Origin of the sequence: Streptomyces sp. NPDC001832, assembly GCF_040297265.1 — a bacterium.
Lineage (GTDB): Bacteria > Actinomycetota > Actinomycetes > Streptomycetales > Streptomycetaceae > Streptomyces.
In genome coordinates, this window is the sequence record NZ_JBEOYU010000031.1 from 46480 (window position 1) to 72891 (window position 26412).

The window sequence follows — 26412 nt, forward strand, 5'->3', positions numbered from 1 at the left end:
ACGTGTGATCGTTTCGCTGTTCGTTGCTCAACGGCGCTTCGGCGGATGATGATTACAGGGCGCAAGCGACGGGCTGCAGACCGCGACTGCGCAGTCCCACACATGCACATGTACAAGGAGAAAAACCCGATGAACCTCATCACCAACCTGCTCGCCGGCATCGTCCACTTCGTGGGTTGGCTCATCTGATCATCGCTCCGCCCCGGCGCCGTCGCTCCCCGTCCCACGGGAGCGGCGGCGTCGCCGCGTGTACGGCCTCGGCAGGGGCACACCCGCCTCCGCTGATCAGCTTGGCGCGGGAGCCAGTCGGGTGTCCCGCCGGACCAGGGCGGCATAGCGGCCGTCCTGCTGGAGAAGTTCGTCATGGCTGCCGCGCTCGGTGGTTCGACCGCCGTCCAGAACGATGATCTGGTCGGCGTCGCGGACGGTGGAGAGCCGGTGCGCAATGGTGATGGTGGTGCGTCCCGCGGAGAGCGCGTCGATCGCTTCCTGCACGGCGGATTCCGTACGGGTGTCAAGGGCGCTCGTCGCCTCGTCGAGGACCAGGACGGGCGGGTCGCGCAGGATTGTACGGGCGATGGCAAGGCGTTGTTTCTCGCCGCCCGAGAAGCGGTAGCCGCGTTCACCGACCAGGGTGTCGTAGCCGTCGGGCAGCGAGGCAATGTGGTCGTGGATCTGCGCCGCACGGGCGGCTGCCTCGATTTCGGCGTCGGTCGCATCCGGCTTGGCGAAGCGCAGGTTGTCGGCGACCGAGGCATGGAAGAGATACGTCTCTTGAGAAACCACACCCACGGCGCGCGCCAGGGTGTCGAAGTCCAGATCGCGTACGTCGACACCGTCGAGCGTGACCCGGCCGCCGGTGACGTCGTAGAGCCTGGGCACCAGATAGCTGAGCGTGGACTTGCCGGACCCGGTCGGTCCGACGACCGCCAGACTGCCACCGGCCGGCACGGTCACATCGATGCCACTGAGGGTCGAGCCGCTCTTGTCGTCGTAACTGAAGTCGACGTCCTCGAAGCGGACCTCGCCGCGGATCTTCTCCAGCCGCACGGGGTTCTCCGGCTCGGTGATGTCCACCTTGAGATCGAGGTACTCGAAGATCCGCTGGAAGAGCGCAAGGGACGTCTGCATCTGCACCCCGGTGGAGAGCAGGCTCACGGCGGGCCGGAAGAGACCCTGCTGGAGCGAGACGAAAGCGACGAGCGTGCCGATGGAGACAGAGGGGCCGCCGGACTGCAGGGCCATGCCCGCTGCCCAGTAGATGACTGCGGGCATGGCCGCCATGACGATGCCGATCGTCGACATGCGCCACCGCCCGGCCATGCTGGAGCGCACTTCGAGGTCGACCAGCTTCTCGGACTCCTCGGCGAAGCCCTTGGTGAGGGAGTCCGCCCGGCCCATCGTCCGGCCGAGCAGGATGCCGCTGACGGAGAGCGACTCGGTGACCGTGGCCGCCAAGGCAGCCATCTGCTTCTGGCGCTGGGTGGTGATCCTCTTGCGCTCACGGCCGACCCTGCGGCTGATCCAGACGAAGACCGGAAGCAGCAGGAGCGAGACGAGGGTGAGCCGCCAGTCGAGCGCAAGCATGGCAATGACCGTGGCTACGACCGCGGTGAGATTGGAGACCAGTGATGTCGCGGTGGAGGTGACGGTCGCCTGCATGCCGCCGATGTCGTTGGCGATGCGGGACTGCACCTCGCCGGTGCGGGTCCTGGTGAAGAAGGCGAGCGGCATCCGCTGCAACTGGGCATAGACCGCGGTGCGCAGGTCGTGCATGACGCGCTGGCCGACCGTGGTGGAGACCAGGGTCTGCAGGACGCCGAAGACGCTGTTCATCACGGCGGTGAGGATCATGCCGAGGGCGAGCAGCGACAGCAATCCCGTACGCCCTTGCGGGATGGCGGTGTCCAGGATTTCACGCAGCAGGAACGGCGAGACGACCGACACCAGCGACGACGCGCCGACGAGCAGCCCGACCAGGGCGAGCCGGCCTCGGTAGGGATGGAAGAGGCGCAGGATGCGGCGCAGCTCGGCGGGCGGGCGGCTCCCGTCCCGAAGCGGGGGTGTCCATGTGATTTCGTCGGGTTTCATGGGCTCCTTCGTCGGGCGCGCGACAACTAGCGCCGCGACCCGCAAGCTTTGCCCCGTCGAGGACAAACCCTGCCGGTCGCAGCACAGGCCTCAAAACTGGCTACTCAAACTTTCGAGAGCATAGCTCATTGTTACCCATGTTCACAATGCACAAGGTCCTGATATTGTTGCCCCCATGGATTCCTCCGACGCCGACGGCGTGCTCGCCGAGCAGTTACTGCGGGTTACTCGCAGACTCCAGCGGATTCAGAGCCGCCAGCTGGAGCCGATCGGCATAACTCCCGCACAATTCCGGCTGCTCCGCACCGTCGCGCATTTCGACGGTCCGCCCCGGATGGCTGACCTCGCGCAGCGCTTGGACGTCGTTCCGCGTGCGGTGACCAGTCTGGTCGACGGCCTGGAGGCGAGCGGCCGGGTGCGTCGCGCCCCCGATCCGGACAACCGCCGCGTGGTCCGGATCGAAATCACCGACGAGGGCCTCGCCACCCTCCGGTCGCTGCGCGACGCGCGCCGGGCCGCCGCGGAGGAGATCGTGGCTCCATTGACCGCCGATCAGCGCGAGGTGCTCGGTGGACTGTTGTCCGCCCTGGTCAACGGAATGCCGGAGCGCCGCTGCTGAACCTGTGCGGCCATGCGTACACCGGATGGGTGCGTGTGTGCCGTCGCCGTACCGAACCGAACCGAACCGCCGAGGAGAGCTCGACATGCCACTGCTGGAGCCGAAGCCGGAAACACTGCGCCCTGGTGCGGTGCGTACGCCGTCCCTGGACCGGGTCCCCGACCAGCAGTCTCAGGGCACGCCCGAACCGCTGCGCAGCGAGCTGCTCGATCTGCTGGGGCCTGAGAAGGTGCTGTGGAAGGTCTCCGACCTGGTGAAGTACGCCTCCGACGCCAGTCCGTACCGGTTCGTCCCCCAGGTCGTCGTGGTCCCGGAGGACATCGACGACATCTCGGCAATCCTGTCGTACGCGCACGGCAAGGGCCGCGAGGTCGTCTTCCGGGCTGCCGGCACCAGTCTGAACGGCCAGGCCCAGGGGGAGGACATCCTTGTCGACGTACGCCACCACTGGGCGGGCATCGAGGTCCTTGACGACGGCGCGCAGGCCCGCATCCGGCCGGGGACGACGATCCTGCGGGCCAACGCCGCCCTCGCCCGGCACGGCCGGCTGCTGGGGCCCGACCCGGCCAGCGCCATCGCTTGCACGATCGGCGGAGTCGTCGCCAACAACGCCTCCGGAATGACCGCGGGAACGACCCGCAATTCGTACCGCACCGTCTCCTCTCTCACCTTCGTACTGCCGAGCGGCACGGTCGTCGACACGGGCGACCCCGCGGCGGACGAGGACCTGGCCCGTGCCGAGCCTCGGCTGTGTGAGGGACTGATGGCACTGAAGGCGGAGATCGAGGCGGATGCCGAGCTCACGGCCCGTATCCGCGCCAAGTACGAGATCAAGAACACCAACGGCTACCGGCTCGACGCCTTCCTGGACGGCTCGACGCCCGTACAGATCCTGCGCGGTCTGATGGTCGGCTCCGAGGGCACCTTCGGCTTCATCTCCGAGGTCGTGTTCGACACCCTGCCGCTGGACCGCCGCATCTCCACCGCCCTGCTGTTCTTCCCCTCCCTGACCGCGGCGGCGGCCGCCGTGCCCCGTTTCAACGACGCGGGGGCGATCGCCGTCGAGCTGATGGACGGCAATACGCTGCGCGCGTCGGTGAGCGTCCAGGGCGTGCCTGCGGACTGGGCCGAGCTGCCCAAGGAAACCACGGCGCTGCTGGTGGAGTTCCGGGCTCCGGACGAAGCGGGCCAGGAGGCGTACGAGCGGGCTGCGGCGACCCTCGTCGAGGAGCTCGACCTGATCGCCCCCGTTGCCTCGGTGACCAATGAGTTCACCCGCGAAGCCAAGGTCATCTCCGGCTACTGGAAGGCCCGCAAGGCATTCGTCACCGCGGTCGGGGGCTCCCGGCCCTCGGGTACGACGCTGATCACGGAGGACTTCGCGGTGCCGCCCTCCCGGCTGGCCGACGCCTGCGAGGCCCTGCTCGGACTTCAGGCGGAGCACGGCTTCGACGCCGCCGTCGCCGGCCATGCGGCGCACGGCAACCTGCACTTCCTGCTCGCCTTCGACGCGGCGAAGCCTTCCGATGTCGACCGCTACGCCGCGTTCATGGACGACTTCTGCCGGCTGACGGTGGAGCGCTTCGACGGCTCCCTGAAGGCGGAGCACGCCACCGGCCGTAATATCGCCCCCTTCCTGGAGCTGGAGTGGGGCCCGAAGGCGACCGAGCTGATGTGGCGCACGAAGCAGGTCATCGACCCCGACGGGGTTCTGGCACCCCGGATCGTCCTCGACCGCGACCCGAAGGCCCATCTGCGTGGGCTGAAGACCATCCCCAAGGTCGAGCTGGTCGCGGACCCCTGCATCGAGTGCGGCTTCTGCGAACCCACCTGCCCCAGCCATGACCTGACCACATCGCCGCGCCAACGGATCGTGCTGCGCCGGGAGATGATGCGGCAGCCGGGCGGTTCACGGGTGGAGGCGCAGCTGCTCGACGCGTACGGCTATGACGCCGTCGACACTTGCGCGGGCGACTCGACCTGCAAGCTCGCCTGCCCGGTCGGCATCGACACCGGCGCCATGATGAAGGACTTCCGCCACCAGCGACACTCGCCGCGCGAAGAGCGGATCGCGGCGCTCACCGCGAAGAACTTCAAGGCGGTGGAGGCGGCGGCGCGGCTCGCGGTCGCCGCGGCCGAACGGATCGGTGACGGGCCGCTGGAGAAGCTCACCGCGTTCGCCCGCAAGGCCGTGCGCCCCGATCTGGTGCCCGAATGGCTGCCCGAGATCCCCGGCGCCGCCGCCCGGAAACTGCCCCGTACCTCCCGTGTCGGGGCGAGCGCCGTCTACTACCCGGCGTGTGTGAACCGTATCTTCGGCGGTCCCGAAGGCCATCGCGGCCCGTCGCTGCCACAGGCCGTCGTCGCCGTCTCCGCCCGCGCCGGAAAGCCGGTATGGATCCCGGACGATGTCGCGGGGACCTGCTGCTCGACGATCTGGCACTCCAAGGGGTACGACGCGGGCAATGCCGTGATGGCCAACCGCATCGTGGAGGCGGCCTGGGGCTGGACGGCGGGCGGTAGGCTGCCGCTGGTCGTCGACGCATCGTCGTGCACGCTGGGCATCGCCCATGAGGTGGTGCCTTATCTCACCGACGACAACCGGGAGTTGCACCGGGAGCTGACCATTGTCGACTCCCTGGTTTGGGCGGCGGACGAACTGCTTCCCGAGCTGACGGTGCTCCGGAAGACAGGCTCGGCGGTCCTGCATCCGACGTGTTCCATGCAGCATCTGGACGACGTGGAGCAGCTGCGCACGGTCGCGGAGGCCTGCGCCGAGGAGGTAGTGATCCCCGACGACGCCGGGTGCTGCGCCTTCGCGGGCGACCGCGGCATGCTGCACAAGGAGTTGACGGCCTCCGCGACGGCGAAGGAGGCCGCCGAGGTGAATGCGCGGGAGTACGACGCGTATCTCTCGGCCAACCGGATGTGCGAGATCGGTATGGACCGGGCCACGGGGCGTTCGTACTACTCGGTGCTGATGGAGCTGGAGCGGGCCACACGGCCGGGGACTGTTGTGAGGTGATCACGCGGCCGTCCGGCGGCCGATTCATCCCAGGCCGCTTGACGGATCTGACGATGCCTCAATCGCCGGGCGGACTCGCTTTCCGAGCCCGCCCGGCTTTTGCGTGTGCATGAAAGTCCATGGTTTCGGGACAGGAGTCCAATCAACCCCCTTGCGCATCAGCAATCTCAACTACCAAGGTCCTTACCGAAGTTCATTCACCAGCCGCGCACGTCAGACCCCCCTTCTGGAGGATCGATGAACGACGCAGCACAGCAGGACGACGGTACGCAGGACGGCGACGAAGGCTCGATGAGCCGCCGCTCGGTCCTGTGGACGACCGCCGGAGTCGCCGGTGCCGGGCTCGGACTCGGCGGTCTCAGCAGCGGCACCGCGGCAGCTGCCGCCCCCATCCGGAGCCCGGAGGCCGCTGTCGCGGGACAGGCGGCCGCTCCGAAGCGCCAGGGGCGCACCATGGTGGGAGTGCCGTTCGACCGGCGCTCCACCGTCCGGGTCGGCATCGTCGGCCTCGGCAATCGCGGTGGCGGCATGATCGATCTATTTCTCGCCATCAGCGGCGTACAGGTCGTCGCCGTATGCGACCCGGTCAAGGCCAAGGCCGAACGGGCGGCGGCGAAGGTGACCGCCGCCGGTCAGCCGGCGCCCGCCGTCTACACCAAGGGCGAGGACGACTACGAGAATCTCTGCAAGCGCGGGGACATCGACTTCGTCTACGTGGCAACGCCCTGGGACTTCCACTTCGAGATGGCGAAGACCGCCATGCTGAACGGCAAACATGTCGGCGTGGAGTGTCCGATCGCTCTCCAGCTCGACCAGCTCTGGGAGTTGGTCGATCTCTCCGAGCGCACCAGACGCCACTGCATGCAGCTGGAGAACTGCTGTTACGGACGGAACGAGATGCGGGTGCTGCGCATGGCGCATGCCGGCCTCTTCGGTGATCTGCTGCACGGCGCGGGCGCGTACAACCACGATCTGCGCGGCCTGATGTTCGACCCGGGGTACTACGAAGGTCCCTGGCGCAGGCTCTGGCACACCAGGTTGCGCGGCGATCTCTACCCCAACCACGGTTTCGGTCCGGTCGCCAACTACATGGACATCAACCGCGGCGACCGTGCGGTGAGCATCACCAGTGTCGGTTCCCCGTCCCTGGGGCTCGCCGAGTACCGCGAGAAGAACATGCCGGCCGGTGATCCGAGCTGGAAGGAGACCTATATCGAGAGCGACCGGACGATCAGTCTCGTCCAGACCGCCAAGGGACGAGTCATCCGGCTGGAGCACGACGTGTCCACTCCGCATCCGTACTCACGGATCAACAGCCTCGGCGGTACGAAGGGTGTCTTCGAGGACTACCCGGCCCGTATCTACATCGAGCCCGACCACACGAACGACAGCTGGGGCGACTTCGCCAAGTACGCCCAGTGGGACCACTGGCTGTGGAAGGAACACGCCAACCCGCCCGGCGGCCACGGTGGTATGGACTACATGCTGGTGTTCCGGCTGATCCAGTGCATGCGGCTCGGCCTTGTCCCCGATTTCGATGTGTACGACGCCGCGACGTGGACTTCACCCGTTCCGCTCAGTCATCTGTCCATCAAGGCGAAGGGTGCGCCGCTGCAGATTCCCGACTTCACCCGCGGTGAGTGGAAGAAGGCCCGTTCCGGCATGGACTCGGAGAACCCGGAGAAGGCCTGACGGCGATACAACAGGCTGCGGGGTCTGCTCGGTTGAGCCGCCCCGCAGCACCTCCCCTGCCCGCATCGCGACCATGGCGCGATAGGTGCCCTTCCTCGAGAAAATCAATTGCCCCGACGGACGTCCCGGGGCGAACCTTGCACGGTTTGAGTCATTCACCGAACAATCCGGCACACACCGAACCATGGGACGTCATGCAGATTCGCGATCTTCCGTACTCGGATCCCGGCGATCCCGATGTCCGGTCGGGCCCACGCTTCCTGGTCTGGCTCGGGCGCAAGCAGCTCCGCGGCCAGCTCAAGTCCATGTCCTGGGGCCTGTTGCATCAGTGCTCCCTTGCCGGTCTGCCGCCTGCCGTCGGCTTCGCCGTACAGGCGGTCGTCGACCGTTCCGGCAGTCGGCTCGCGTGGGCAGGCGGCCTGATGGCGGTCCTGGGTGTGCTGATCGCGCTGGGCGACACCATGCTCCACCGGACCGCCGTCACCAACTGGATCACTGCCGCCGCGCGCGTTCAGCAACTGCTGGCCCGTAAGACCGCGGAGCTCGGCGCTGCGCTGACCCGCCGGGTCGCCGCGGGTGAGGTCGTCGCGGTCTCCACCGGCGACGTCGAAAAGATCGGCTGGTTCGTCGAGGCGCTCTCCCGCTTCGCGGCCGCCGCTGCCGCCCTCGTGCTGATCTGCGTGGGGCTCATCCTCTATCTGCCGTCGCTGGGCGTACTGGTGGCACTCTCCATGCCGCTGCTGGCCCTGGCCGTGCTGCCGCTGCTCCCCCGGGCCACCCGGCGCGCCGACCTCCAGCGCGAAAAGGCGGGCAAGGCCACCGAACTGGCCTCGGACACCGTCGCCGGGCTGCGGGTGCTGCGCGGGATCGGCGGCGAGGAACTGTTCCTCGGCCGCTACCGGCGCGCCTCGCAGGAGGTCCGCAAAGCCGCGGTGCGCAGCGCACGGATGTGGTCGCTGATCTCGGCGATCCAGGTGCTGCTGCCGGGCATGCTGCTCATCTCGCTGGTCGTGTACGGGGCGACGCTGGTCCGTGACGGCCGTATCGAGGTCGGTCAGCTGGTCACGGTGTACAGCGCGGCGTCCCTGCTGCTGTTCCCGCTGCGCCACTTCGAGGAGATCGCAATGGCGTACTCCTTCTCGCGGCCCTCCGCCCAGCGCGCGGTCCGGGTGCTTTCGCTGCGCCGCACGGTCCAGCCGTCGACTGTCGACGCGACACCGGCCGGCGATCTGTACGACCCGGTCACCGGGCTGATGGCCCCGGCCGGCCTGTTCACCGCGGTGGTCTGCGGTGATCCGGACGAGGCGGGCCGGCTGGCCGAGCGCCTCGGCGGACACGCGCATGCAAGCGCGGACGCGGACAGGGCCGGAATCGGGGCGGCGGATTCAGCAGAGAGCGGAGCACCCGACCCCACGGACGACGCCACGACGGCGCAGAAGACCCCCTCCGTCCTGCTCGGTGGCGTACCGCTGGACGAACTCCCGCTGGACTCGGCGCGGACCGCCGTACTGGTCCAGGACAAGGACCCGGTACTGCTCTCAGGCACACTGCGCGAGCTGTTGGACGTTCCGTCGTCCGGCCGGGTGACCACCGAGGACGCACTGTCCGCCGCCCAGTGCGGCGATGTGCTGGACTCATTGGCGCAGGCGTCCGTCGCCACGGACGGTGACCCGATGACGACACGCATCACCGAGCGCGGCCGGTCGCTCTCGGGCGGCCAGCGCCAGCGGCTCGCTCTGGCCCGTTCGTTGGTGACCGACCCGGAGGCGCTGGTTCTCGACGAGCCGACCTCCGCCGTCGACTCTCACACGGAGGCCCGGGTCGCTGCCGGAATCAAGGCACTGCGCCAGGGCCGCACGACCGTGGCGTTCGCCTCGTCGCCGCTGCTGCTCGACCTCGCGGACCGGGTGGTGCTGGTGCACCGGGGCACTGTCGTCGCGGTCGGCGCACACCGTGAACTCCTGCGCACGGATCCCCGCTACCGAGCGGTGGTGACACGCGACACGGATGACGAGATCGCGGTCCTGACCTCTCAGGACGCGATCAAGAGGATCAAGACGATCGAGGAAATCGAGGAACGGGCATGATCGGCGTCGCAGAACCGGCCTACGACCCGGCCGCACCGGAGTCGGCGACAACCCTGCCGGTCGGCACCCCCAGCACCGTACGGAGCTATGTACGGGAGCTGCTGCGACGCCACCGCGGTCCGTTCACCGTACTCATCTCGTTCAACGCCGTCGCGGTGATCGCGTCGATCGTCGGCCCGTATCTGCTGGGCAGGCTGGTCGAGGACCTCTCCAACGGTGTCACCGAGCTTCATCTGGAGCGCACGGCGGGTGTGTTCGCGCTCGCGCTGATCGTGCAGACGGTGTTCACCCGCATGATGCGCCTGCGCAGCGCGATGCTCGGTGAGGAGATGCTGGCCGATCTGCGCGAGGACTTCCTCGTACGGTCGGTCGGGCTGCCGCCGGGCGTACTGGAGCGGGCCGGGACCGGTGATCTGCTCTCCAGGATCACCACGGACATCGACCGGCTGGCCAATGCGATGCGCGAGGCCGTGCCGCAGCTGGCGATCGGGGTGGTGTGGGCGGGGCTGCTCCTGACTGCGCTCGCCGTGACGGCTCCGCCACTGGCGCTCTCGGTTCTGGTCTCCCTGCCCGTCCTGATCCTCGGCTGCCGCTGGTACTTCAAGCGGGCGCCGTCCGCGTACCGTTCGGAGGCCGCCGGGTATGCGGCGGTCGCGGCGATGCTCGCGGAGACCGTGGATGCCGGACGGACCGTGGAGGCGCACCGTCTGGGTGCGCGCCGGGTGGCGCTGTCGGACCGGCGGATCAAGGAGTGGACGGCGTGGGAGCGGTACACGCTCTTCCTGCGTTCCGTGCTCTTCCCCGTCATCAACGTCACTTGGGTAACGATTCTCGGCGCGGTGCTGATGTTCGGCGGCTGGTTCGTCATCGAGGGCTGGCTGACCGTGGGGCAGCTGACGACGGGTGCGCTGCTGGCGCAGAGGATGGTCGACCCGATCAGCCTGATCCTGCGCTGGTACGACGAGTTGCAGGTCGCTCAGGTGTCGCTGGCTCGGCTGGTCGGCGTACGGGAGATCGAGCCGGACGCGGGCGATGCGGAGATCGTCCCGGACGGCCGGGACGTACGGGCCGACGAGGTGCGCTTCGGCTACTGCGCCGGGGTGGACGTTCTGCACCGGGTGTCGTTGGACGTCGCACCGGGTACGCGCCTCGCGCTGGTCGGCCCGTCCGGGGCCGGCAAGTCCACGCTTGGCCGGCTGCTGGCGGGGATCTACGCCCCGCGCACGGGTGAAGTCACACTCGGTGGCGCGGAGTTGTCGCGGATGAAGGCGGAGCGTGTACGGACGCATGTGGCGCTGGTCAACCAGGAGCACCATGTGTTCGTGGGGTCGCTGCGGGACAACCTCCTGCTGGCCCGTACCGGTGCCGAGGACGCCGAGCTGTGGGCGTCACTCGCGGCGGTCGACGCGGACGGCTGGGCGAGGGCGCTGGAGGAGGGGCTGGACTCCGAGGTCGGCTCCGGCGGTCTGGCACTGACACCGGCTCAGGCCCAGCAGATCGCACTGGCCCGGCTGGTCCTGGCCGATCCGCACACGCTGGTGCTGGACGAGGCGACGTCGCTGCTGGACCCGCGGGCCGCCCGGCATCTGGAGCGTTCACTGGCCCGGGTGCTGGACGGTCGTACGGTCGTGGCGATCGCCCACCGGCTGCACACCGCACACGACGCGGATGTGATCGCGGTGGTCGAGAGCGGCCGGATCAGCGAGCTGGGAAGCCACGACGAGCTGGTGGCGGCGGACGGCGCCTACGCGGCGCTGTGGCGGTCCTGGCACGGCTGAGAGGCTGTCGGGCGGCCTTCGATCGGAAAGCGGACGCGTCTGGTGCGTGCGATTCCAAGGCGCCGAGGTGTCCTCGGACGGGGCTTCCCCTGCTCCTTGAGAGCTTGGAGAAGGAGCTGCCAGGGCATTTCGGTAACGCGGGAAGCGTGTGTGCCGACGCGTGGCCGCCCGAGCAGAGGGCACAGTCAGATGAAGTTCAGCGCCGCCGCCCCGCTCATTCCCCCGAGCACCATGAAGGCCGGCATCAGCACCTTCAGCTCCACCCAGCTGCCGGCCCGGAAGCGCATGCCCTTCGGCGGCCCGATCGGGTACCAGCGCTTGCGGCCCAGCGGGATGGGCCACAGTATCGGGCAGCCGGAGACAGTCAGCGCGTCACCGATGTCATGGACGAGGGCGCCGAGCACGATCGGCAGCCCGAGCCACATGTACTCCTGGCCGGGGGCGCTGAACAGCCAGTCCGAGCCGTTCCCCGGCTTGTCCAGGACGTCGGCCAGTATCCAGGCGCTGGTCGCACCGAGCAGCCACACCAGGACGTCGCTGGACATCCGTGCGGCCCGCCAGAGCAGTCCTTCGACGGCGAGCACCAGGTGGACGAAGAGGATCGCCAGGACCGCCCACCGGCCGACGGTGATCGCCGCGACGGAGGCCCCGGCGCCGATCAGGACCGCCCACAGCCAGGTGTGCGTCAGGGTACGGTGGCCGCCGTTCCTGCGTGGGTCGCCGGAGCCCCGGGTCGCCTTGTAGACGGCGTGCGAGAGCTTGTCGACGATCTCGCAGAGTCCCCGGGAGACCGGCCCGAATGCGCGCGAAATGGTCGCGGACTTGTGGTCGAGGTCCGGGGCGAGCGCGGCTCCGGCGCTGATCAGCGCACCGACGACGAGAACGGGCCACGGCATCGCGTGGCCGGCGGCGTTCGCCGCCGCGCCCACCCCCAGCCAGGCCGCTGCCCCTGACAGCGAGTGTGCCGGTCCCATCATGGTTCTTCCCGCCCCCAAAGTTGTCCTGCTGCCATTGCCGCCGAGGCACGGCCGAGTTGAGTGGGCAGCGTACCGTCCACGATCTTCATATCGTCGTCCGGTTCCCTCATCCGGGCGGAAGGCAGGCAAGATGGGGGCGTGACCCTTATCGATCAGCTGCCCCCGACCGACGACCCCGACGCCCTCTTCGAGGCATTCTCGTCATGGACCGAGACGCGGGGCATCACCCTCTATCCCGCTCAGGAGGAGGCGCTGATCGAGGTGGTCTCGGGCGCGAATGTGATCCTTTCCACCCCGACCGGCTCCGGAAAGAGCCTGGTCGCGGCGGCTGCGCACTTCACCGCCCTGGCCCAGGACAAGGTCACCTTCTACACCGCGCCGATCAAGGCGCTGGTCTCGGAGAAGTTCTTCGACCTGTGCAAGTTGTTCGGTACGGAGAATGTCGGCATGCTCACCGGCGACGCCTCTGTCAACGCCGACGCCCCGGTGATCTGCTGCACGGCCGAGGTGCTGGCCTCCATCGCGCTGCGCGACGGGAAGTACGCCGACATCGGCCAGGTCGTGATGGACGAGTTCCACTTCTACGCCGAGCCGGACCGCGGCTGGGCCTGGCAGATCCCGCTCCTGGAGCTGCCGCAGGCCCAGTTCGTCCTGATGTCGGCCACGCTCGGTGACGTCAGGATGTTCGAGGAGGACCTGACCCGCCGCACCGGTCGCCCCACTTCCGTGGTGCGCTCCGCGACCCGGCCGGTGCCGCTCAGCTACGAGTACCGGCTGACCCCGATCACCGAGACCCTCACCGAACTCCTGGAGACCAGGCAGTCGCCGGTCTACATCGTGCACTTCACGCAGGCCGCGGCCGTCGAGCGGGCGCAGTCGCTGATGAGCATCAACATGTGCACCAAGGAGGAGAAGGAGAAGATCGCCGATCTGATCGGCAACTTCCGCTTCACAACCAAGTTCGGCCAGAACCTTTCCCGCTATGTGCGCCACGGCATCGGGGTGCATCACGCGGGCATGCTGCCGAAGTACCGGCGCCTGGTGGAGAAGCTCGCCCAGGCCGGTCTGCTGAAGGTGATCTGCGGTACGGACACCCTCGGCGTCGGCGTCAACGTGCCCATCCGCACAGTGCTGTTCACGGCGCTCACCAAGTACGACGGCACCCGCGTCCGTACCCTGCGCGCCCGTGAGTTCCACCAGATCGCGGGTCGCGCGGGCCGGGCCGGTTTCGACACGGCGGGCTTCGTCGTGGCGCAGGCGCCCGAGCACGTCATCGAGAACGAGAAGGCCGTGAAGAAGGCCGGCGACGATCCGAAGAAGAAGCGCAAGGTGGTCCGCAAGAAGGCCCCCGAGGGCTTTGTCGCCTGGTCGGAGACCACCTTCGACAAGCTGATCCAGTCCGATCCGGAGCCGCTGACTTCCCGCTTCCGGGTCACGCACACGATGCTGCTGTCGGTGATCGCGCGTCCCGGCAATGCCTTCGAGGCGATGCGGCGACTGCTGGAAGACAGCCACGAGCCGCGCAGGGCGCAGCTGCGTCACATCCGTCGGGCCATCGCGATCTACCGCTCGTTGCTGGACGGCGGTGTCGTGGAGCAGCTCGACAAGCCGGACGCGGAGGGCCGTATCGTCCGGCTCACCGTCGATCTCCAGCAGGACTTCGCGCTCAACCAGCCGCTTTCCACCTTCGCATTGGCCGCGTTCGACCTGCTGGACCCCGACTCTCCGTCGTACGCGCTGGACATGGTCTCCGTCGTCGAGTCGACGCTCGACGACCCACGGCAGATCCTCGCCGCCCAGCAGAACAAGGCGCGCGGCGAAGCGGTCGGGCAGATGAAGGCGGACGGCGTCGAGTACGAGGAGCGCATGGAACTGCTCCAGGACGTCACGTACCCGAAGCCGCTGAGCGAGCTGCTGTGGCACGCGTACGACGTGTACCGCAGGAGCCACCCGTGGGTGGGCGACCACCCGGTGTCGCCGAAGTCCGTGATCCGTGACATGTACGAACGCGCCATGACATTCACGGAGTTCACGTCGAACTACGAGCTGGCCCGCACCGAGGGCATCGTGCTGCGCTACCTCGCGAGCGCGTACAAGGCGCTGGAGCACACCATCCCGGACGACCTCAAGTCCGAGGACCTCGAGGACCTGATCGCCTGGCTCGGTGAGATGGTCCGTCAGGTGGACTCCAGTCTCCTCGACGAGTGGGAGCAGCTCGCCAATCCGGAGGTGGAGACCGCTGAGGAGGCGCAGGAGCGGGCCGACGAGGTGAAGCCGGTCACGGCCAATGCCCGCGCCTTCCGGGTGCTGGTGCGCAACGCGATGTTCCGCCGGGTCGAGCTGGCCGCGCTGGACAAGGTCGGCGAGCTGGGCGAGCTGGACGGCGACGCGGGCTGGGACGAGGACGCGTGGGGCGATGCGATGGACGCCTACTGGGACGAGTACGAGGATCTGGGCACCGGTCCGGACGCCCGCGGGCCGAAGCTTCTGCAGATCGACGAGGATGCCGCGCACGGCCTGTGGCGGGTCCGGCAGACCTTCGCCGACCCGAACGGCGACCACGACTGGGGGATCAGTGCGGAGATCGATCTGGCCGCCTCCGACGAGGAGGGCCGGGCGGTCGTCCGCGTCACCTCCGTCGGTCAGCTGTGAGGGCGAACGCCGTGCAAGCGGCGCCGCTACGAGTGTGGAGACGAACCATATGACGAACCCCGCCGAGCGCCTGGTCGATCTGCTCGACCTGGAGCGGATCGAGGTCAATATCTTCCGTGGGCGCAGCCCCCAGGAGTCCCTCCAGCGGGTCTTCGGCGGGCAGGTCGCCGGGCAGGCGCTCGTGGCGGCCGGCCGTACCACCGACGGGGACCGGCCGGTCCATTCGCTGCACGCCTACTTCCTGCGTCCGGGGCGTCCGGGTGTGCCGATCGTCTACGACGTCGAGCGCATCCGGGACGGCCGGTCGTTCACCACCCGCCGGGTCACGGCCGTCCAGCAGGGCCGGACGATCTTCAGTCTCACGGCGTCCTTCCACCGGCCCGAGGAGGCGGGCTTCGAGCACCAACTGCCGCCCGCCCGCGAGGTCCCCGACCCCGAGGAGCTGCCGACCGTCGCCGATGAGCTGCGCGAGCACCTCGGGGCGCTCCCGGAGGCGCTGGAGCGCATGGCCCGCAGACAGCCCTTCGACATCCGGTACGTGGACCGGCTGCGCTGGACACGGGAGGAGGTCGAAGGCGCGGACCCGCGCAGCGCGGTCTGGATGCGTGCGGTCGGCCCGCTGGGCGACGACCCGCTGGTGCACACCTGCGCCCTGACGTACGCCAGTGACATGACGCTGCTCGACGCGGTCCGTATCCCGGTAGAGCCGTTGTGGGGACCGCGCGGTTTCGACATGGCGTCGCTGGACCACGCGATGTGGTTCCACCGGCCGTTCCGGGCGGACGAGTGGTTCCTCTACGACCAGGAGTCGCCGATCGCAACCGGCGGGCGGGGGCTGGCGCGCGGCCGGATCTACGACCGCGGGGGCAATCTGCTGGTGTCCGTGGTGCAGGAGGGACTGTTCCGCCGCCTGGCCCCGTAGCCGTGCCCGGTCTCAGATGCCGGGGAGCGGGTCCTGCTCGACCTCGTGGCGGCGGGTGCGGATGTCCGGGGGCACCGGGTGCAGTTTGGCGTCGCAGGCGGGGCCGAGGCCGGTGCGGCGTGACTCCGTACCGGTGAGCGGGCGCCCGCACATGCGGCAGCGCACCACCCGTCGGCGGGCGGTCCGGTCGGTCGGGCCGTCCTCGGGCAAGGGCTCGATGCCGGATTCGAGGAAGGGGTCAGCGGGCTCCACGAATCGATCCTCTCAGACCGGTCAGGGGGCGAGGATTCTGGCCTTCTGGGCCGCGAACTCGCTGTCGCTCAGCACTCCTTGGCTCTTGAGGTCACCGAGTTCCTTGAGCTGGGCGATCTTGTTGCTCATCTCGTCCTCCGGCGCGAGAGACGTGGGAGCGGGCGGCGGAGGCGCCGTGGGGGCGGGCCGAGGCTGCGCCTGCGCGGCGTCCTGCAGCGCCCAGCGGCCCGCCTGTCGCCGGGAGACCCGGTTGGAGACCGAGGTGGCGGTTCCGGCGATCACCGCTGTACGGGCGACGCCACGAAGAAGGCCTGGCATGGTGCATCTCCTTTGACTGGCTCCGCGGGAACCTTCGCCCGCCGGGACCGGAAGCGGCTCAGACCGTGGACTCGGCTGCGTCGAGTGAGGCCAGGACCTCCTGGATCGGGATACGCCCGTTGGCGACGACTCGGCCCCCGGAGCGGCGCAGCGCGGCCGCGAACGGTCCCGCCCACACGTTCTCGTAGATGATGATTCCGGCAGCGCTGCCGGGTTCGAGGACCGCGCTCGCTTCGGCGATGTCGTCCTGGCCGAGCAGGCCGGAGGACGCCCCTTCGAACACGGCCAGGGCATCGCCGCCGTTCCTGGTCAGCTCGGCAAGTTCCACGCCCTCAGCCGTTCCGTCCTGGTTCTTCCTGATGAACATCAGGTCCAGGATCCGGATGATGCCCCGGTCGACCAGGTCGGCCAGCATGGGCAGTCCTTCTCCCGTCATCCGGCTTCCCGCCGGGAACTCGACCACCAGGTAGTCGATCGGTCCCGTCTCGTCGCTCTCGCTGCTCACGCCAGCTCCTCAGCATCTCGACTGCCCCGGTTCCGCCGGAGACCACTGCCCTGGCCATTGCAACAGCGGGTGGGCCGCGGCGCATCTCGGTGCCTCGCGTGGACGGGGACGGGCCGCCGTTACGCCATTGGACGGACAGCGAGTCCCTCCCAAGGCCCAGCGGCGCGCGCCGCCCCCCGACGTTCCCGGCTGTTGTGACGCCGTGGGCGATGCCCCGCCCACGGCGCTGGTCCGAGCGAATGGCCGTACGGAAATCACCGCCCGCACACAGCGGGTGCGTCACGGCCGTGTGCCCGCATTGTGCTAACTCCTAGCGGGACGGCGTGTTCCAGATGGGTTCGGACGCTGAGGAGACAACGTTCATGTCGGCCAAGCCCGTCGCAGCGCCCACCACGGCGCCGCCGGACCCCTTCAGACTGATCCGCACGCGTGCTTACGCCATGCTGCTCGTGGTGGCGGCGATTCTCGGAGTCCCGATCTCGGCTGCGGCATTCGGCTTCCTGGCTCTCGTCCACGAACTCCAGTCGCTCGCCTACAACGACCTGCCCAGGGCGCTGGGCTTCACCGGTACGCCCTCCTGGTGGCCGGTGCCGCTGCTGGCCGTGGCCGGGCTGCTGGTCGGGCTGACCGTCCGCCACCTCCCCGGGAACGGTGGCCACCGACCCGCCGACGGTCTCATGAAGACGGGAGCGCCCTCGGCGGTGGAACTGCCCGGCATCGCATTCGCGGCGCTCGCCTCGCTGGGCGCCGGGGCGGTACTCGGTCCCGAGGCGCCGCTCATCGCGCTCGGCGGCGGTCTGGCCGTGTGCGCGGTACGTCTGGCGAAGCCCGGCATCAGCCCCAAGGCGAGTGCCGTGGTGGCAGCTGCGGGAAGCTTCGCCGCCATCAGCACGCTGCTGGGATCTCCGCTCCTGGGCGCCTTTCTCCTGATGGAGGCCTCAGGGCTGGCCGGGATGATGCTCGGGATGGTCCTGGTGCCGGGCCTGCTCGCCGCCGGTATCGGGGCGCTCATCTTCACCGGTCTGGGCTCATGGACCGGCTTGGGGACGTACTCCCTGGCACTCCATCACGTGCCCCATGCCGAGGAGACCGACATCGCGCAGTTCGGCTGGGCAGTCGTGCTGGGCCTCGCGGCGGCCTTCGCCGGTACGGGCATTCAGCGGCTCGCCCTGTTCCTGCAGGCTCGGGTCGAGCGGCGGACGGTGGTGGCCACCGTGGCCATGGGTCTGGTCGTCGGTCTGGTGGCGTTCGTGTACGCGGAGAGCACGGGAAGGGACGCGTCCGGGGTGCTGTACTCCGGGGAGAACGCGCTCGACCCGCTGCTCTCCGAGAGCGCGGGCTACTCGGTTGCCACGCTCCTGGTGCTCGCCCTCTGCAAGGCACTGGCGTACTGCGCGTCCCTGAGCAGCTTCCGTGGAGGCCCCGTATTTCCGGCGATGTTCGTAGGAGCGGCGGGCGGGATCGCGCTGTCCCATCTCCCCGGGCTGAACCTGACATCGGGCTTCGCGATGGGCATCGGCGCCATGTGTGTGGCGATGCTGAAGCTGCCGATGACCTCCGTACTGCTGGCCACCCTGCTGCTGGGGTCCGAGGGCCTCACCGTCATGCCGCTGGTGATCGTCTCGGTCGTGATCTCCTATGTCGTCACGCTCAGGCTCGTTCCGTCATCGGCCGCCGTACCTCCGGCACCCGACACTCCGACGGGTGCCGGCTCGACCGGATCGAGAACGACGGGCAGCCCGTGACCACGCCGTCCTTCGGCTGGATCCGGGCGATCGGGTTCGTGCCGATCAACTGGCGGGCGCGTGACAATGGCCGCGGAAGTCACCCTCACAAGGAGAGCCTCATGACGCTGTACGACATCCCCCTGCGCACGCTCACCGGCGACCCCATTTCCCTGGCCGACTACCGCGGCCGGGCGGTCCTGTTGGTGAACGTCGCGTCGAAGTGCGGGCTCACCCCGCAGTACGCGGGCCTGGAACGGCTCCAGAACAAGTACGCGGACCGCGGCTTCACCGTGCTCGGCGTGCCGTGCAACCAGTTCGCCGGCCAGGAGCCGGGGAGCGCGGAGGAGATCCAGACCTTCTGCTCGACGACGTACGGTGTCAGCTTCCCGTTGCTGGAGAAGACCGACGTGAACGGTGAAGGGCGCCACCCGCTCTATGCCGAGCTGACCGGGCTAGCCGACGAGGACGGCGAGGCCGGTGACGTCCAGTGGAACTTCGAGAAGTTCCTCATCTCGCCTGCGGGCGAGCCGGTCGCGCGCCTGCGCCCGCGCACGGAGCCGGAGGCGCCGGAGCTCATCGCGGCCATCGAGGCCCAGCTGCCCGCCTGACCGGTTCCGTCCTCGATCGCCGGACGGCCCGGGTTTCAGCCCGTCCGGCGATCGAGGACACGCCCTCCCGGGGCAATACACCTAACGGATCGGCATGCCCGAGAGGGTGCGGGCGATCACTAGGCGCTGGATCTCGCTCGTGCCCTCGAAGATTGTGTAGATCGCCGCATCCCGGTGCATCCGCTCCACCGGGTACTCACGGGTGAAGCCGTTGCCGCCGAGGATCTGGACAGCCTGCGCGGTGACCTTCTTCGCCGTCTCACTGGCGTACAGCTTGGACATGGAACCCTCGGCCGAGGTGAACGGCTTGCCTGTGGTCGCCATCCAGGAGGCACGCCAGACCAGCAGCCGGGCCGCGTCGATCTGCGTACGCATGTCGGCGAGCTGGAAGGCGATGCCCTGGTTGTCGATGACCGGCCGGCCGAACTGGGTACGGGTCTTCGCGTAGTCCAGCGCGACCTCGTACGCGGCACGGGCGGTGCCGACCGCCATGGCGCCGACCGCGGGGCGGGAAGCCTCGAAGGTGGCCATCGCCGCGTTCTTCACCCGCTCGCCACCGGACGCGGCGCGCTCGCGGGCCCGGGCCAGGCGCTGGTCGAGCTTCTCCTTGCCGCCGAGCAGGCAGTGGCCGGGGACACGGACGTCCGCCAGGACGACCTCGGCGGTGTGCGAGGCACGGATGCCGTGCTTCTTGAACTTCTGGCCCTGGGAGAGGCCGGGGGTGTTCGGCGGCACGATGAACGAGGCGTGCCCTTTGGAGCCGAGCTCCGCGTCGACCACCGCGACCACTACATGGACGTTGGCGATGCCGCCGTTGGTCGCCCAGGTCTTGGTGCCGTTCAGCACCCACTCGTCCTTGGCCTGGTCGTACACCGCGCGGGTGCGCATCGAGGCGACGTCGGAACCCGCGTCCGGCTCGGAGGAGCAGAAGGCGGCGACCTTCACATCGTCGGCGTCGCCGTACATCTGCGGGATCCAGGTGCCGATCTGCTCCTCGGTGCCGTTGGCTAGGACGCCCACGGCCGCCAGGCCCGTACCGACGATCGACAGGGCGATGCCCGCGTCCCCCCAGAAGAGCTCCTCCATCGCCATCGGGACGCCGAGGCCTGTCGGGTCGAAGAACTGCTGGGCATAGAAGTCGAGGGAGTAGATGCCGACCTTGGCCGCTTCCTGGATGACGGGCCAGGGCGTCTCCTCACGCTCGTCCCACTCCGAAGCCGCCGGACGGATCACATCCGCGGCGAAGCCGTGAAGCCAGTCACGGACCTGCTTCTGGTCATCGTTGAGTTCGAGCGTGAACTCGGCCATGTTCCCCTCCACGTACTGCCCCGAAAAACCGCTCGTTACTTGCGGTAACCGAAGTCTGTTACCGAAAAGTAGCCCCTGTCAACCGCCCGAGTGCCGATCCGCATCCCGCAGGCCAGGGTGTTACGTTGCGCAGGCAGGACGCAATTGCATGGCCAGGGGTGGGGAGAGGCGACATGGAGACCACACGACAGGCCGAGCGCCAGCGGACAGCGGCCGAGAGCCGCCGCCGCGAGCTGCTCGAGGCCGCCGACCGCGTGGTGCTCAGGGACGGACCGGGCGCGTCGATGAACGCCATCGCGGCGGAGGCCGGAATCACCAAACCCATCCTCTACCGGCACTTCGGCGACAAGAGCGGCCTCTACCGCGCCCTCGCCAAGCGCCACACCGACGCCCTGCTCATCGCTCTGCGGGCCGCGCTCGACGCACCCGCCGATCGCCGTCGGCGCGTGGAGTCGACGCTCGACACCTATCTCGCGGCGATCGAGGCCCGCCCGCAGGTCTACCGCTTCCTGATGCACCCGTCCGACGACCCGGCGCCCTCGACCGAGCAGGGCTTCGATGTCGGACGGCACTCCGCGCCGCTGCTGCGCCGACTCGGCGAGGAGCTCGCCCTGGTGATCGCCGAGCAAGTGGACCTGGGCCCGGACAGCGAGGCCATGGCCCGCATATGGGGCCACGGCATCGTCGGCATGATGCACGCCGCGGGCGACTGGTGGCTGGGGGAACGCCCCTGTTCCCGGGAGCAGTTGGTGCGCAGCCTGGCGGATCTGCTGTGGGGCAGGCTGGCTGCCGCGGGCGACCAGCCCTCAGGCCCGGGGTTCTGAGGGACCGTCCGGTCAGCCGCCGGGTGCCCAGGGCGCCCGGCGGGCCGCGCGCAGTGCCCTCGCCCGGCGCAGCCCGGTCAGCCGGTCCGTGTAGACCGTGCCTTCGAGGTGGTCGCACTCGTGCTGCAGGCAGCGTGCGAAGAAGCCGGTGCCAGTGACCCGCACCGGCTCGCCCTCGGCGGTTACGCCCTCGACGACGGCACGGTCGAAGCGCGGGGTGCCGGCCTCGATGCCGGGCAGCGAAAGACAGCCCTCCGGCCCGCGTACGGTGATGCCGTCCGCCTCGACCAGCTTCGGGTTGACGAGATGCCCGAGGTGACGGACGTCGTCGTCATCCGGGCAGTCGTAGACGAACACCCGCAGCGGAACGCCGACCTGATTGGCCGCGAGTCCGACCCCCTGGGCCGCGTACATGGTGGCGTACATGTCCTCGACGAGGCGGGCGAGCGACGGACCGAAGTCCGTGACGGGTTCGCAGGCACCGTGCAGCACCGGATCACCGAGCAGACTCATGGCACGAATCAGTCCGGAACTGCCGGGGATCGGGCGGTTTCGCATGGCGGTAATCGTACGTTCTTCGTGGCCTCCGCCTTCCCGGGCGGTGCCACCGTGCGGTCGCCGCGCCGGACATCGATAGGCTGGGCGTGGACCGATGCAAGGAGGATCTAGGACGATGGCAGGCAACACGGAGCCGCTGTCGCCGCGGGCCAAGCTGGCCGTGACGGCGGGTAAGGCCGCGGCGGCGGTGTCGCGCGCTGCGGGGCGCGGCAGCGGATCGGTGATCGGCGGCCGGGTGGCACTCAAGCTCGACCCCGACCTGCTGGGGCGGCTGGCGCAGCACCTGGACGTGATCCTCGTGTCGGCGACGAACGGCAAGACGACGACGACCCGGCTGATCGCCGAGGCACTGCGGGCCGCGGGCCCGGTCGTGTCGAACGCGCTCGGAGCGAACATGCCCGCAGGCATCACCTCTGCGCTGGCGGGCGGCTCGGACGCGAAGTACGGCGTGATAGAGGTCGACGAGAAGTACCTCGCCGGGGTCGCACGCGACACGACGCCCAAGGTGATCGCGCTGCTCAACCTCTCCCGTGACCAGCTGGACCGCGCCGCTGAGACCCGGATGCTCGCGGAGAAGTGGCGCGAGGGGCTGTCCGGTTCGAAGGCCGTGATCGTCGCGAACGCCGACGACCCGCTGATCGTCTGGGCAGCGTCCTCCTCCCCCAATGTGGTATGGGTCGCGGCCGGCCAGGCGTGGAAGGACGACGCCTGGTCCTGCCCGTCGTGCGGCGGTGTGATGCAACGCCCCGGCGACGACTGGTTCTGCGGTGAGTGCGGATTCCGCCGCCCCGCCCCCAGTTGGGTGCTGCACGGCGACTACGTCCTGGACCCGCACGGTTCGGCATGGCCGATCCACCTCCAGCTGCCCGGACGCGCCAACAAGGCCAACGCCACCAGCTCCGCCGCCGTGGCCGCCGTCTTCGGCGTGCCGCCACAGGTCGCGCTGGAGCGCATGTACCAGGTGCAGGCCGTCGCGGGCCGCTATGACGTGGTGTCCTTCCTCGGCCGTGAGCTGCGGCTGCTGCTGGCGAAGAACCCGGCGGGCTGGCTCGAAACGTTTTCCCTGATCGACCCGCCGCCCACCCCGGTGATCCTCTCCGTCAACGCCCGTGGCGCGGACGGCACGGACACCTCCTGGCTGTGGGATGTGGACTACACCCAGCTCGCCGGTCACCCGATCTTCGTGCTCGGCGACCGCAAGCTGGACCTCGCGGTCCGTCTCGAAGTGGCCGGTCTCGACTTCCGGGTCTGCGAGAACCTCGACGAGGCCGTGCAGCAGGCCCCGCCCGGCCGTATCGAGGTCATCGCCAACTACACCGCCTTCCAGGACCTGCGCCGTCGTGTCGGCAACTGACCCCGGCCCCGGCCACCTCCGGAGAGGACGAAGCATGAGCAACAACGGTCTGCGCCTGGTCTGGGTCTACCCCGACCTCCTCAGCACCTACGGCGACCAGGGCAATGCGCTCGTGGTGGAGCGCCGGGCCCGGCAGCGCGGTCTCGAGGTACAGCGCGTCGACGTCCGCAGCGACCAGCCGGTCCCGACGTCCGGCGACATCTATCTGATCGGCGGCGGTGAGGACCGGCCGCAGCGTCTCGCCGCGGAGCGACTGCGCCGAGACGGCGGGCTCAGCCGGGCCGCGTCCAACGGTGCGATCATCTTCTCGGTCTGCGCCGGGTACCAGATCCTCGGCCATGAGTTCATCAACGACCTCGGTGAGCGCGAACCCGGTCTCGGGCTGATCGACGTGGTCTCCACCCGTGGGGAGGGGGACCGGTGCGTCGGTGACGTACTGGCCGACATCGACCCGCGCCTCGGCCTGCCGCCGCTGACCGGTTTCGAGAACCACCAGGGCATCACCCATCTCGGCCCGACGGCACGGCCGTTCGCCCGGGTGCAGTTCGGCCGGGGCAACGGCACCGGCGACGGCACCGAGGGTGCGTACAACGACACCGTCTTCGGTACGTACATGCACGGGCCCGTGATGGCGCGCAACCCGCTGATCGCGGATCTGCTGCTGAAGCTGGCGCTCGATGTCAACGCCCTGCCGCCGACGGACGACCGCTGGTACGAGGCGCTGCGCGCCGAGCGCATCGCCTCGGCGACCCAGCCCGCCTGATGAGGCACAGAGCATCCGCTCTCGTTCCGCTCAGCTGAGCGGCGCCAGCAGGCGGATGTCCGGTTCGGTCCCGCCACCCTGCGCCGGTAGGGTGGCGGGGATCCAACCGGACGACGTGGTCCGGTCGTCGGCCCACGTTGCAAAGGTTTCCCGGGCAATGCGAATTGGTGTACTCACCTCCGGCGGCGACTGCCCCGGCCTCAACGCCGTCATCCGTTCTGTCGTGCATCGCGCGGTGGTCGACCACGGCGACGAGGTCATCGGCTTCCACGACGGGTGGAAGGGTCTCCTCGAGTGCGACTACCGCAAGCTCGACCTCGACTCGGTCGGCGGCATTCTCGCCCGCGGCGGTACGATCCTCGGCTCCTCCCGGGTCCAGCCCGCCCATCTGCGGGGCGGCGTCGACCAGGCCCGGGGCCATGTCGCCGATCTCGGCCTTGACGCGATCATCCCGATCGGCGGCGAGGGCACGCTGAAGGCGGCCAATCTGCTCTCCGAGGCGGGTCTGCCGATCGTCGGCGTACCGAAGACGATCGACAACGACATCGCCTCCACGGATGTGACCTTCGGCTTCGACACCGCCGTTGGTGTCGCCACCGAGGCCCTCGACCGGCTGAAGACCACCGCCGAATCGCACCAGCGGGTGCTGATCGTCGAGGTCATGGGCCGCCACACCGGCTGGATCGCCCTGCACTCGGGCATGGCGGCCGGTGCGCACGCCATCGTCGTGCCGGAGCGTCCCTTCGACATCAACGAGCTGACCGAGCTGGTCGGCAAGCGCTTCTCGGCCGGCAAGAAGTTCGCGATCGTCGTCGTTGCCGAGGGCGCAAAGCCGCGCCAGGGCTCCATGGAGTTCCAGCAGGGCACCAAAGACATCTACGGGCACGAGCGGTTCGCCGGAGTGGCCACGCAGCTCTCCGTCGAGCTGGAGCAGCGCCTCGGCAAGGAGGCCCGCCCGGTGATCCTCGGCCATGTGCAGCGCGGCGGTACCCCGACCGCGTACGACCGTGTTCTCGCCACGCGTTTCGGCTGGCACGCGGTGGAGGCCGCGCACCGCGGAGAATTCGGCATGATGACGGCGCTGCGCGGCACGGACATCGTGATGGTGCCGCTGAGCGAGGCCGTGGAGACCCTGAAGACGGTCCCGGCCGAGCGGTACGCCGAGGCGGAGTGCGTGCTCTGAGAGACACTCTCTCCGACGAACTGCCCCCGGCCGCAACCGCAGCCGGGGGCAGTTCTACTCTGGTCGGGACAACCGGCACGATACGGGGACGTCCCCAGCGGGAGTGAACAGATGGATCACAGCGGGCACGGCATGAACATGGATCTGCCGCCGTTCACGCTGGAACGTGGGCTCCAGTTCTCCGCGGACCCGTTCTTTCTCACCGGCTGCCTTCTCGCCCTCGGCCTGTACGGGTACGCCGTGCTGCGGCTGCGCAGACGCGGGGACAGCTGGCCGGTCGGCCGGATCGTCTTCTTCGTAGTCGGTGTGCTGTCCATCGCCCTGGTGATGTGCACCAAACTGAACGACTACGGCATGGTCATGTTCAGCGTGCACATGGTGCAGCACATGGTGATCAGCATGCTGTCGCCGATCCTGCTGCTGCTGGGCGCTCCGGTGACGTTGGCGTTGCGTGCGCTCCCGGTCGCGGGCCGTGGCCGAACCGGCCCACGCGAGCTGCTGCTCAAGCTGCTGCACAGCCGGTACATGAGGGTCATCACGCATCCGGTCTTCACGATTCCGATGTTCATCGCCAGCCTGTACGCGCTGTACTTCACCCCGCTCTTCGACTTCCTGATGGGATCGAAGGCAGGGCACATCGCGATGATGGTGCACTTCCTCGCTGTCGGTCTGGTGTTCTTCTGGCCGATCATGGGCGTCGACCCGGGTCCGCACCGGCCCGGCTATGTGATGCGGATGCTGGAGCTGTTCGCGGGGATGCCGTTCCACGCGTTCTTCGGTATCGCGCTGATGATGGCCACGACGCCGATGGTGGAGACGTACAAGCATCCGCCGGCCTCGCTCGGCATCGACGCTCTGAGCGACCAGAACTGGGCGGGCGGTATCGCCTGGGCCTTCAGCGAGATCCCGTCGGTGCTGGTGCTGATCGCGCTGGTCTTCCAGTGGTACCGCTCCGAGCAGCGGACGGCGAAGCGCTCCGACCGTGCGGCCGACCGGGACGGGGACCAGGAGCTCCAGGCGTACAACGCCTATCTCGCCTCGTTGCAGGCGCGCGGGCATTGACATCCTCGCCGTCCTGAGGGACGGCGATTCCCGTCTACCGTGCCGTTGAAGGCTGTGGTGTCGGGTGGGTTCCCGCTTCGCTGCGCGGTGCCGGGACGAGTCCCGGT

General features: G+C 69.0%; 21 protein-coding genes. 14 read left to right on the plus strand and 7 right to left on the minus strand.

Annotated elements, in window-relative coordinates; translation table 11 throughout:
* Positions 1-285: 285 nt before the first annotated feature.
* Positions 286-2091 carry an ABC transporter ATP-binding protein gene (locus ABT115_RS22310; RefSeq protein ID WP_351792564.1) on the minus strand — a complete coding sequence of 602 codons (1806 nt, stop codon included), beginning with the start codon at positions 2089-2091 and terminating at the stop codon, positions 286-288.
* A 175-nt stretch (positions 2092-2266) separates the two neighbouring features.
* Here ABT115_RS22310 and ABT115_RS22315 point away from each other — a divergent pair, with 175 nt between their 5' ends.
* The 5 genes from ABT115_RS22315 (at position 2267) to ABT115_RS22335 (ending at position 11292) form a co-directional block, all read left to right on the plus strand.
* Positions 2267-2710 carry a MarR family winged helix-turn-helix transcriptional regulator gene (locus ABT115_RS22315; protein ID WP_351792567.1) on the plus strand — a complete coding sequence of 148 codons (444 nt, stop codon included), beginning with the start codon at positions 2267-2269 and terminating at the stop codon, positions 2708-2710.
* Between the two features lie 85 nt (positions 2711-2795).
* Entirely contained in the window at positions 2796-5735 is a 2940-nt protein-coding gene (locus tag ABT115_RS22320; protein WP_351792569.1) for an FAD-binding and (Fe-S)-binding domain-containing protein, read from the plus strand.
* Between the two features lie 237 nt (positions 5736-5972).
* On the plus strand, positions 5973-7427 hold the full coding sequence (locus ABT115_RS22325) for a Gfo/Idh/MocA family protein (RefSeq protein WP_351792572.1): 1455 nt from the start codon (positions 5973-5975) through the stop codon (positions 7425-7427).
* A gap of 194 nt (positions 7428-7621) precedes the next feature.
* The gene (locus tag ABT115_RS22330) at positions 7622-9514 is read left to right on the plus strand and encodes an ABC transporter transmembrane domain-containing protein (protein WP_351792575.1); all 1893 of its coding nucleotides are present in this window, start codon (positions 7622-7624) and stop codon (positions 9512-9514) included.
* Entirely contained in the window at positions 9511-11292 is a 1782-nt protein-coding gene (locus ABT115_RS22335; protein ID WP_351792578.1) for an ABC transporter ATP-binding protein, read from the plus strand. Before ABT115_RS22330 ends, ABT115_RS22335 begins: the two co-directional genes overlap by 4 nt.
* A 185-nt stretch (positions 11293-11477) precedes the next feature.
* Here ABT115_RS22335 and ABT115_RS22340 read toward each other — a convergent pair whose 3' ends face one another.
* On the minus strand, positions 11478-12269 hold the full coding sequence (locus tag ABT115_RS22340; protein WP_351792581.1) for a metal-dependent hydrolase: 792 nt from the start codon (positions 12267-12269) through the stop codon (positions 11478-11480).
* 138 nt (positions 12270-12407) lie between these two features.
* Here ABT115_RS22340 and ABT115_RS22345 point away from each other — a divergent pair, with 138 nt between their 5' ends.
* Complete coding sequence (locus ABT115_RS22345; RefSeq protein WP_351792584.1) at positions 12408-14921, plus strand: DEAD/DEAH box helicase; 2514 nt, start codon at positions 12408-12410, stop codon at positions 14919-14921.
* Positions 14922-14970: 49 nt separating this feature from the next.
* Positions 14971-15843, plus strand: a complete 873-nt coding sequence (locus ABT115_RS22350; RefSeq protein ID WP_351792586.1) for an acyl-CoA thioesterase — start codon at positions 14971-14973, stop codon at positions 15841-15843.
* A 12-nt stretch (positions 15844-15855) separates the two neighbouring features.
* Here the strand turns inward: ABT115_RS22350 and ABT115_RS22355 are convergent, their stop codons facing one another.
* From ABT115_RS22355 to ABT115_RS22365, 3 genes are read right to left on the minus strand one after another with little or no spacing between them, the layout of a single operon-like run.
* Entirely contained in the window at positions 15856-16062 is a 207-nt protein-coding gene (locus tag ABT115_RS22355) for a DUF6011 domain-containing protein (RefSeq protein ID WP_351792629.1), read from the minus strand.
* A 54-nt stretch (positions 16063-16116) separates the two neighbouring features.
* Entirely contained in the window at positions 16117-16413 is a 297-nt protein-coding gene (locus ABT115_RS22360) for an SHOCT domain-containing protein (protein WP_351792589.1), read from the minus strand.
* 58 nt (positions 16414-16471) lie between these two features.
* Positions 16472-16918, minus strand: a complete 447-nt coding sequence (locus ABT115_RS22365; protein WP_351792591.1) for a DUF6325 family protein — start codon at positions 16916-16918, stop codon at positions 16472-16474.
* Positions 16919-17280: 362 nt separating this feature from the next.
* Here ABT115_RS22365 and ABT115_RS22370 point away from each other — a divergent pair, with 362 nt between their 5' ends.
* The gene (locus tag ABT115_RS22370) at positions 17281-18663 is read left to right on the plus strand and encodes a chloride channel protein (protein ID WP_351792594.1); all 1383 of its coding nucleotides are present in this window, start codon (positions 17281-17283) and stop codon (positions 18661-18663) included.
* 101 nt (positions 18664-18764) lie between these two features.
* Positions 18765-19253 carry a glutathione peroxidase gene (locus ABT115_RS22375; protein WP_351792595.1) on the plus strand — a complete coding sequence of 163 codons (489 nt, stop codon included), beginning with the start codon at positions 18765-18767 and terminating at the stop codon, positions 19251-19253.
* Between the two features lie 81 nt (positions 19254-19334).
* Here ABT115_RS22375 and ABT115_RS22380 read toward each other — a convergent pair whose 3' ends face one another.
* A complete protein-coding gene (locus tag ABT115_RS22380; RefSeq protein ID WP_351792598.1) occupies positions 19335-20561 on the minus strand; it encodes an acyl-CoA dehydrogenase family protein in 1227 nt (408 codons plus the stop codon).
* A gap of 173 nt (positions 20562-20734) precedes the next feature.
* On the opposite strand from ABT115_RS22380, the gene ABT115_RS22385 reads away from it, so the two are divergent.
* Complete coding sequence (locus tag ABT115_RS22385; protein ID WP_351792601.1) at positions 20735-21385, plus strand: TetR/AcrR family transcriptional regulator; 651 nt, start codon at positions 20735-20737, stop codon at positions 21383-21385.
* Between the two features lie 12 nt (positions 21386-21397).
* On the opposite strand, the gene def is transcribed toward ABT115_RS22385, so the two are convergent.
* Positions 21398-21943 (minus strand): peptide deformylase, encoded by a 546-nt coding sequence (gene def, locus ABT115_RS22390; protein WP_351792603.1) that lies wholly within the window; start codon positions 21941-21943, stop codon positions 21398-21400.
* Between the two features lie 115 nt (positions 21944-22058).
* Between def and ABT115_RS22395 the strand changes: the two genes are divergently transcribed.
* From ABT115_RS22395 to ABT115_RS22410, 4 genes are all read left to right on the plus strand, one after another.
* Positions 22059-23297, plus strand: coding sequence for a Mur ligase family protein (locus tag ABT115_RS22395; protein ID WP_093893409.1), 1239 nt, complete (start codon positions 22059-22061; stop codon positions 23295-23297).
* Between the two features lie 34 nt (positions 23298-23331).
* Entirely contained in the window at positions 23332-24060 is a 729-nt protein-coding gene (locus ABT115_RS22400) for a type 1 glutamine amidotransferase (RefSeq protein ID WP_351792606.1), read from the plus strand.
* Positions 24061-24217: 157 nt separating this feature from the next.
* Positions 24218-25243: a 6-phosphofructokinase gene (locus ABT115_RS22405; RefSeq protein ID WP_351792609.1), complete on the plus strand. Its 1026-nt coding sequence runs from the start codon at positions 24218-24220 to the stop codon at positions 25241-25243.
* A 111-nt stretch (positions 25244-25354) separates the two neighbouring features.
* On the plus strand, positions 25355-26305 hold the full coding sequence (locus ABT115_RS22410) for a cytochrome c oxidase assembly protein (RefSeq protein ID WP_351792612.1): 951 nt from the start codon (positions 25355-25357) through the stop codon (positions 26303-26305).
* Positions 26306-26412: the final 107 nt, after the last annotated feature.

Excerpts from the sequence above, each read along its gene's own strand:
- ABT115_RS22340 (WP_351792581.1), bottom strand. The coding sequence starts at position 12,269 with ATGATGGGACCGGCACACTCGCTGTCAGGGGCAGCGGCCTGGCTGGGG.
- def (WP_351792603.1), bottom strand. The coding sequence starts at position 21,943 with ATGCGAAACCGCCCGATCCCCGGCAGTTCCGGACTGATTCGTGCCATG.
- ABT115_RS22395 (WP_093893409.1), top strand. The coding sequence starts at position 22,059 with ATGGCAGGCAACACGGAGCCGCTGTCGCCGCGGGCCAAGCTGGCCGTG.
- ABT115_RS22315 (WP_351792567.1), top strand. The coding sequence starts at position 2,267 with ATGGATTCCTCCGACGCCGACGGCGTGCTCGCCGAGCAGTTACTGCGG.
- ABT115_RS22400 (WP_351792606.1), top strand. The coding sequence starts at position 23,332 with ATGAGCAACAACGGTCTGCGCCTGGTCTGGGTCTACCCCGACCTCCTC.
- ABT115_RS22385 (WP_351792601.1), top strand. The coding sequence starts at position 20,735 with ATGGAGACCACACGACAGGCCGAGCGCCAGCGGACAGCGGCCGAGAGC.
- ABT115_RS22375 (WP_351792595.1), top strand. The coding sequence starts at position 18,765 with ATGACGCTGTACGACATCCCCCTGCGCACGCTCACCGGCGACCCCATT.
- ABT115_RS22380 (WP_351792598.1), bottom strand. The coding sequence starts at position 20,561 with ATGGCCGAGTTCACGCTCGAACTCAACGATGACCAGAAGCAGGTCCGT.
- ABT115_RS22350 (WP_351792586.1), top strand. The coding sequence starts at position 14,971 with ATGACGAACCCCGCCGAGCGCCTGGTCGATCTGCTCGACCTGGAGCGG.
- ABT115_RS22405 (WP_351792609.1), top strand. The coding sequence starts at position 24,218 with ATGCGAATTGGTGTACTCACCTCCGGCGGCGACTGCCCCGGCCTCAAC.
- ABT115_RS22330 (WP_351792575.1), top strand. The coding sequence starts at position 7,622 with ATGCAGATTCGCGATCTTCCGTACTCGGATCCCGGCGATCCCGATGTC.
- ABT115_RS22360 (WP_351792589.1), bottom strand. The coding sequence starts at position 16,413 with ATGCCAGGCCTTCTTCGTGGCGTCGCCCGTACAGCGGTGATCGCCGGA.
- ABT115_RS22310 (WP_351792564.1), bottom strand. The coding sequence starts at position 2,091 with ATGAAACCCGACGAAATCACATGGACACCCCCGCTTCGGGACGGGAGC.
- ABT115_RS22370 (WP_351792594.1), top strand. The coding sequence starts at position 17,281 with ATGTCGGCCAAGCCCGTCGCAGCGCCCACCACGGCGCCGCCGGACCCC.
- ABT115_RS22335 (WP_351792578.1), top strand. The coding sequence starts at position 9,511 with ATGATCGGCGTCGCAGAACCGGCCTACGACCCGGCCGCACCGGAGTCG.
- ABT115_RS22320 (WP_351792569.1), top strand. The coding sequence starts at position 2,796 with ATGCCACTGCTGGAGCCGAAGCCGGAAACACTGCGCCCTGGTGCGGTG.
- ABT115_RS22325 (WP_351792572.1), top strand. The coding sequence starts at position 5,973 with ATGAACGACGCAGCACAGCAGGACGACGGTACGCAGGACGGCGACGAA.
- ABT115_RS22410 (WP_351792612.1), top strand. The coding sequence starts at position 25,355 with ATGGATCACAGCGGGCACGGCATGAACATGGATCTGCCGCCGTTCACG.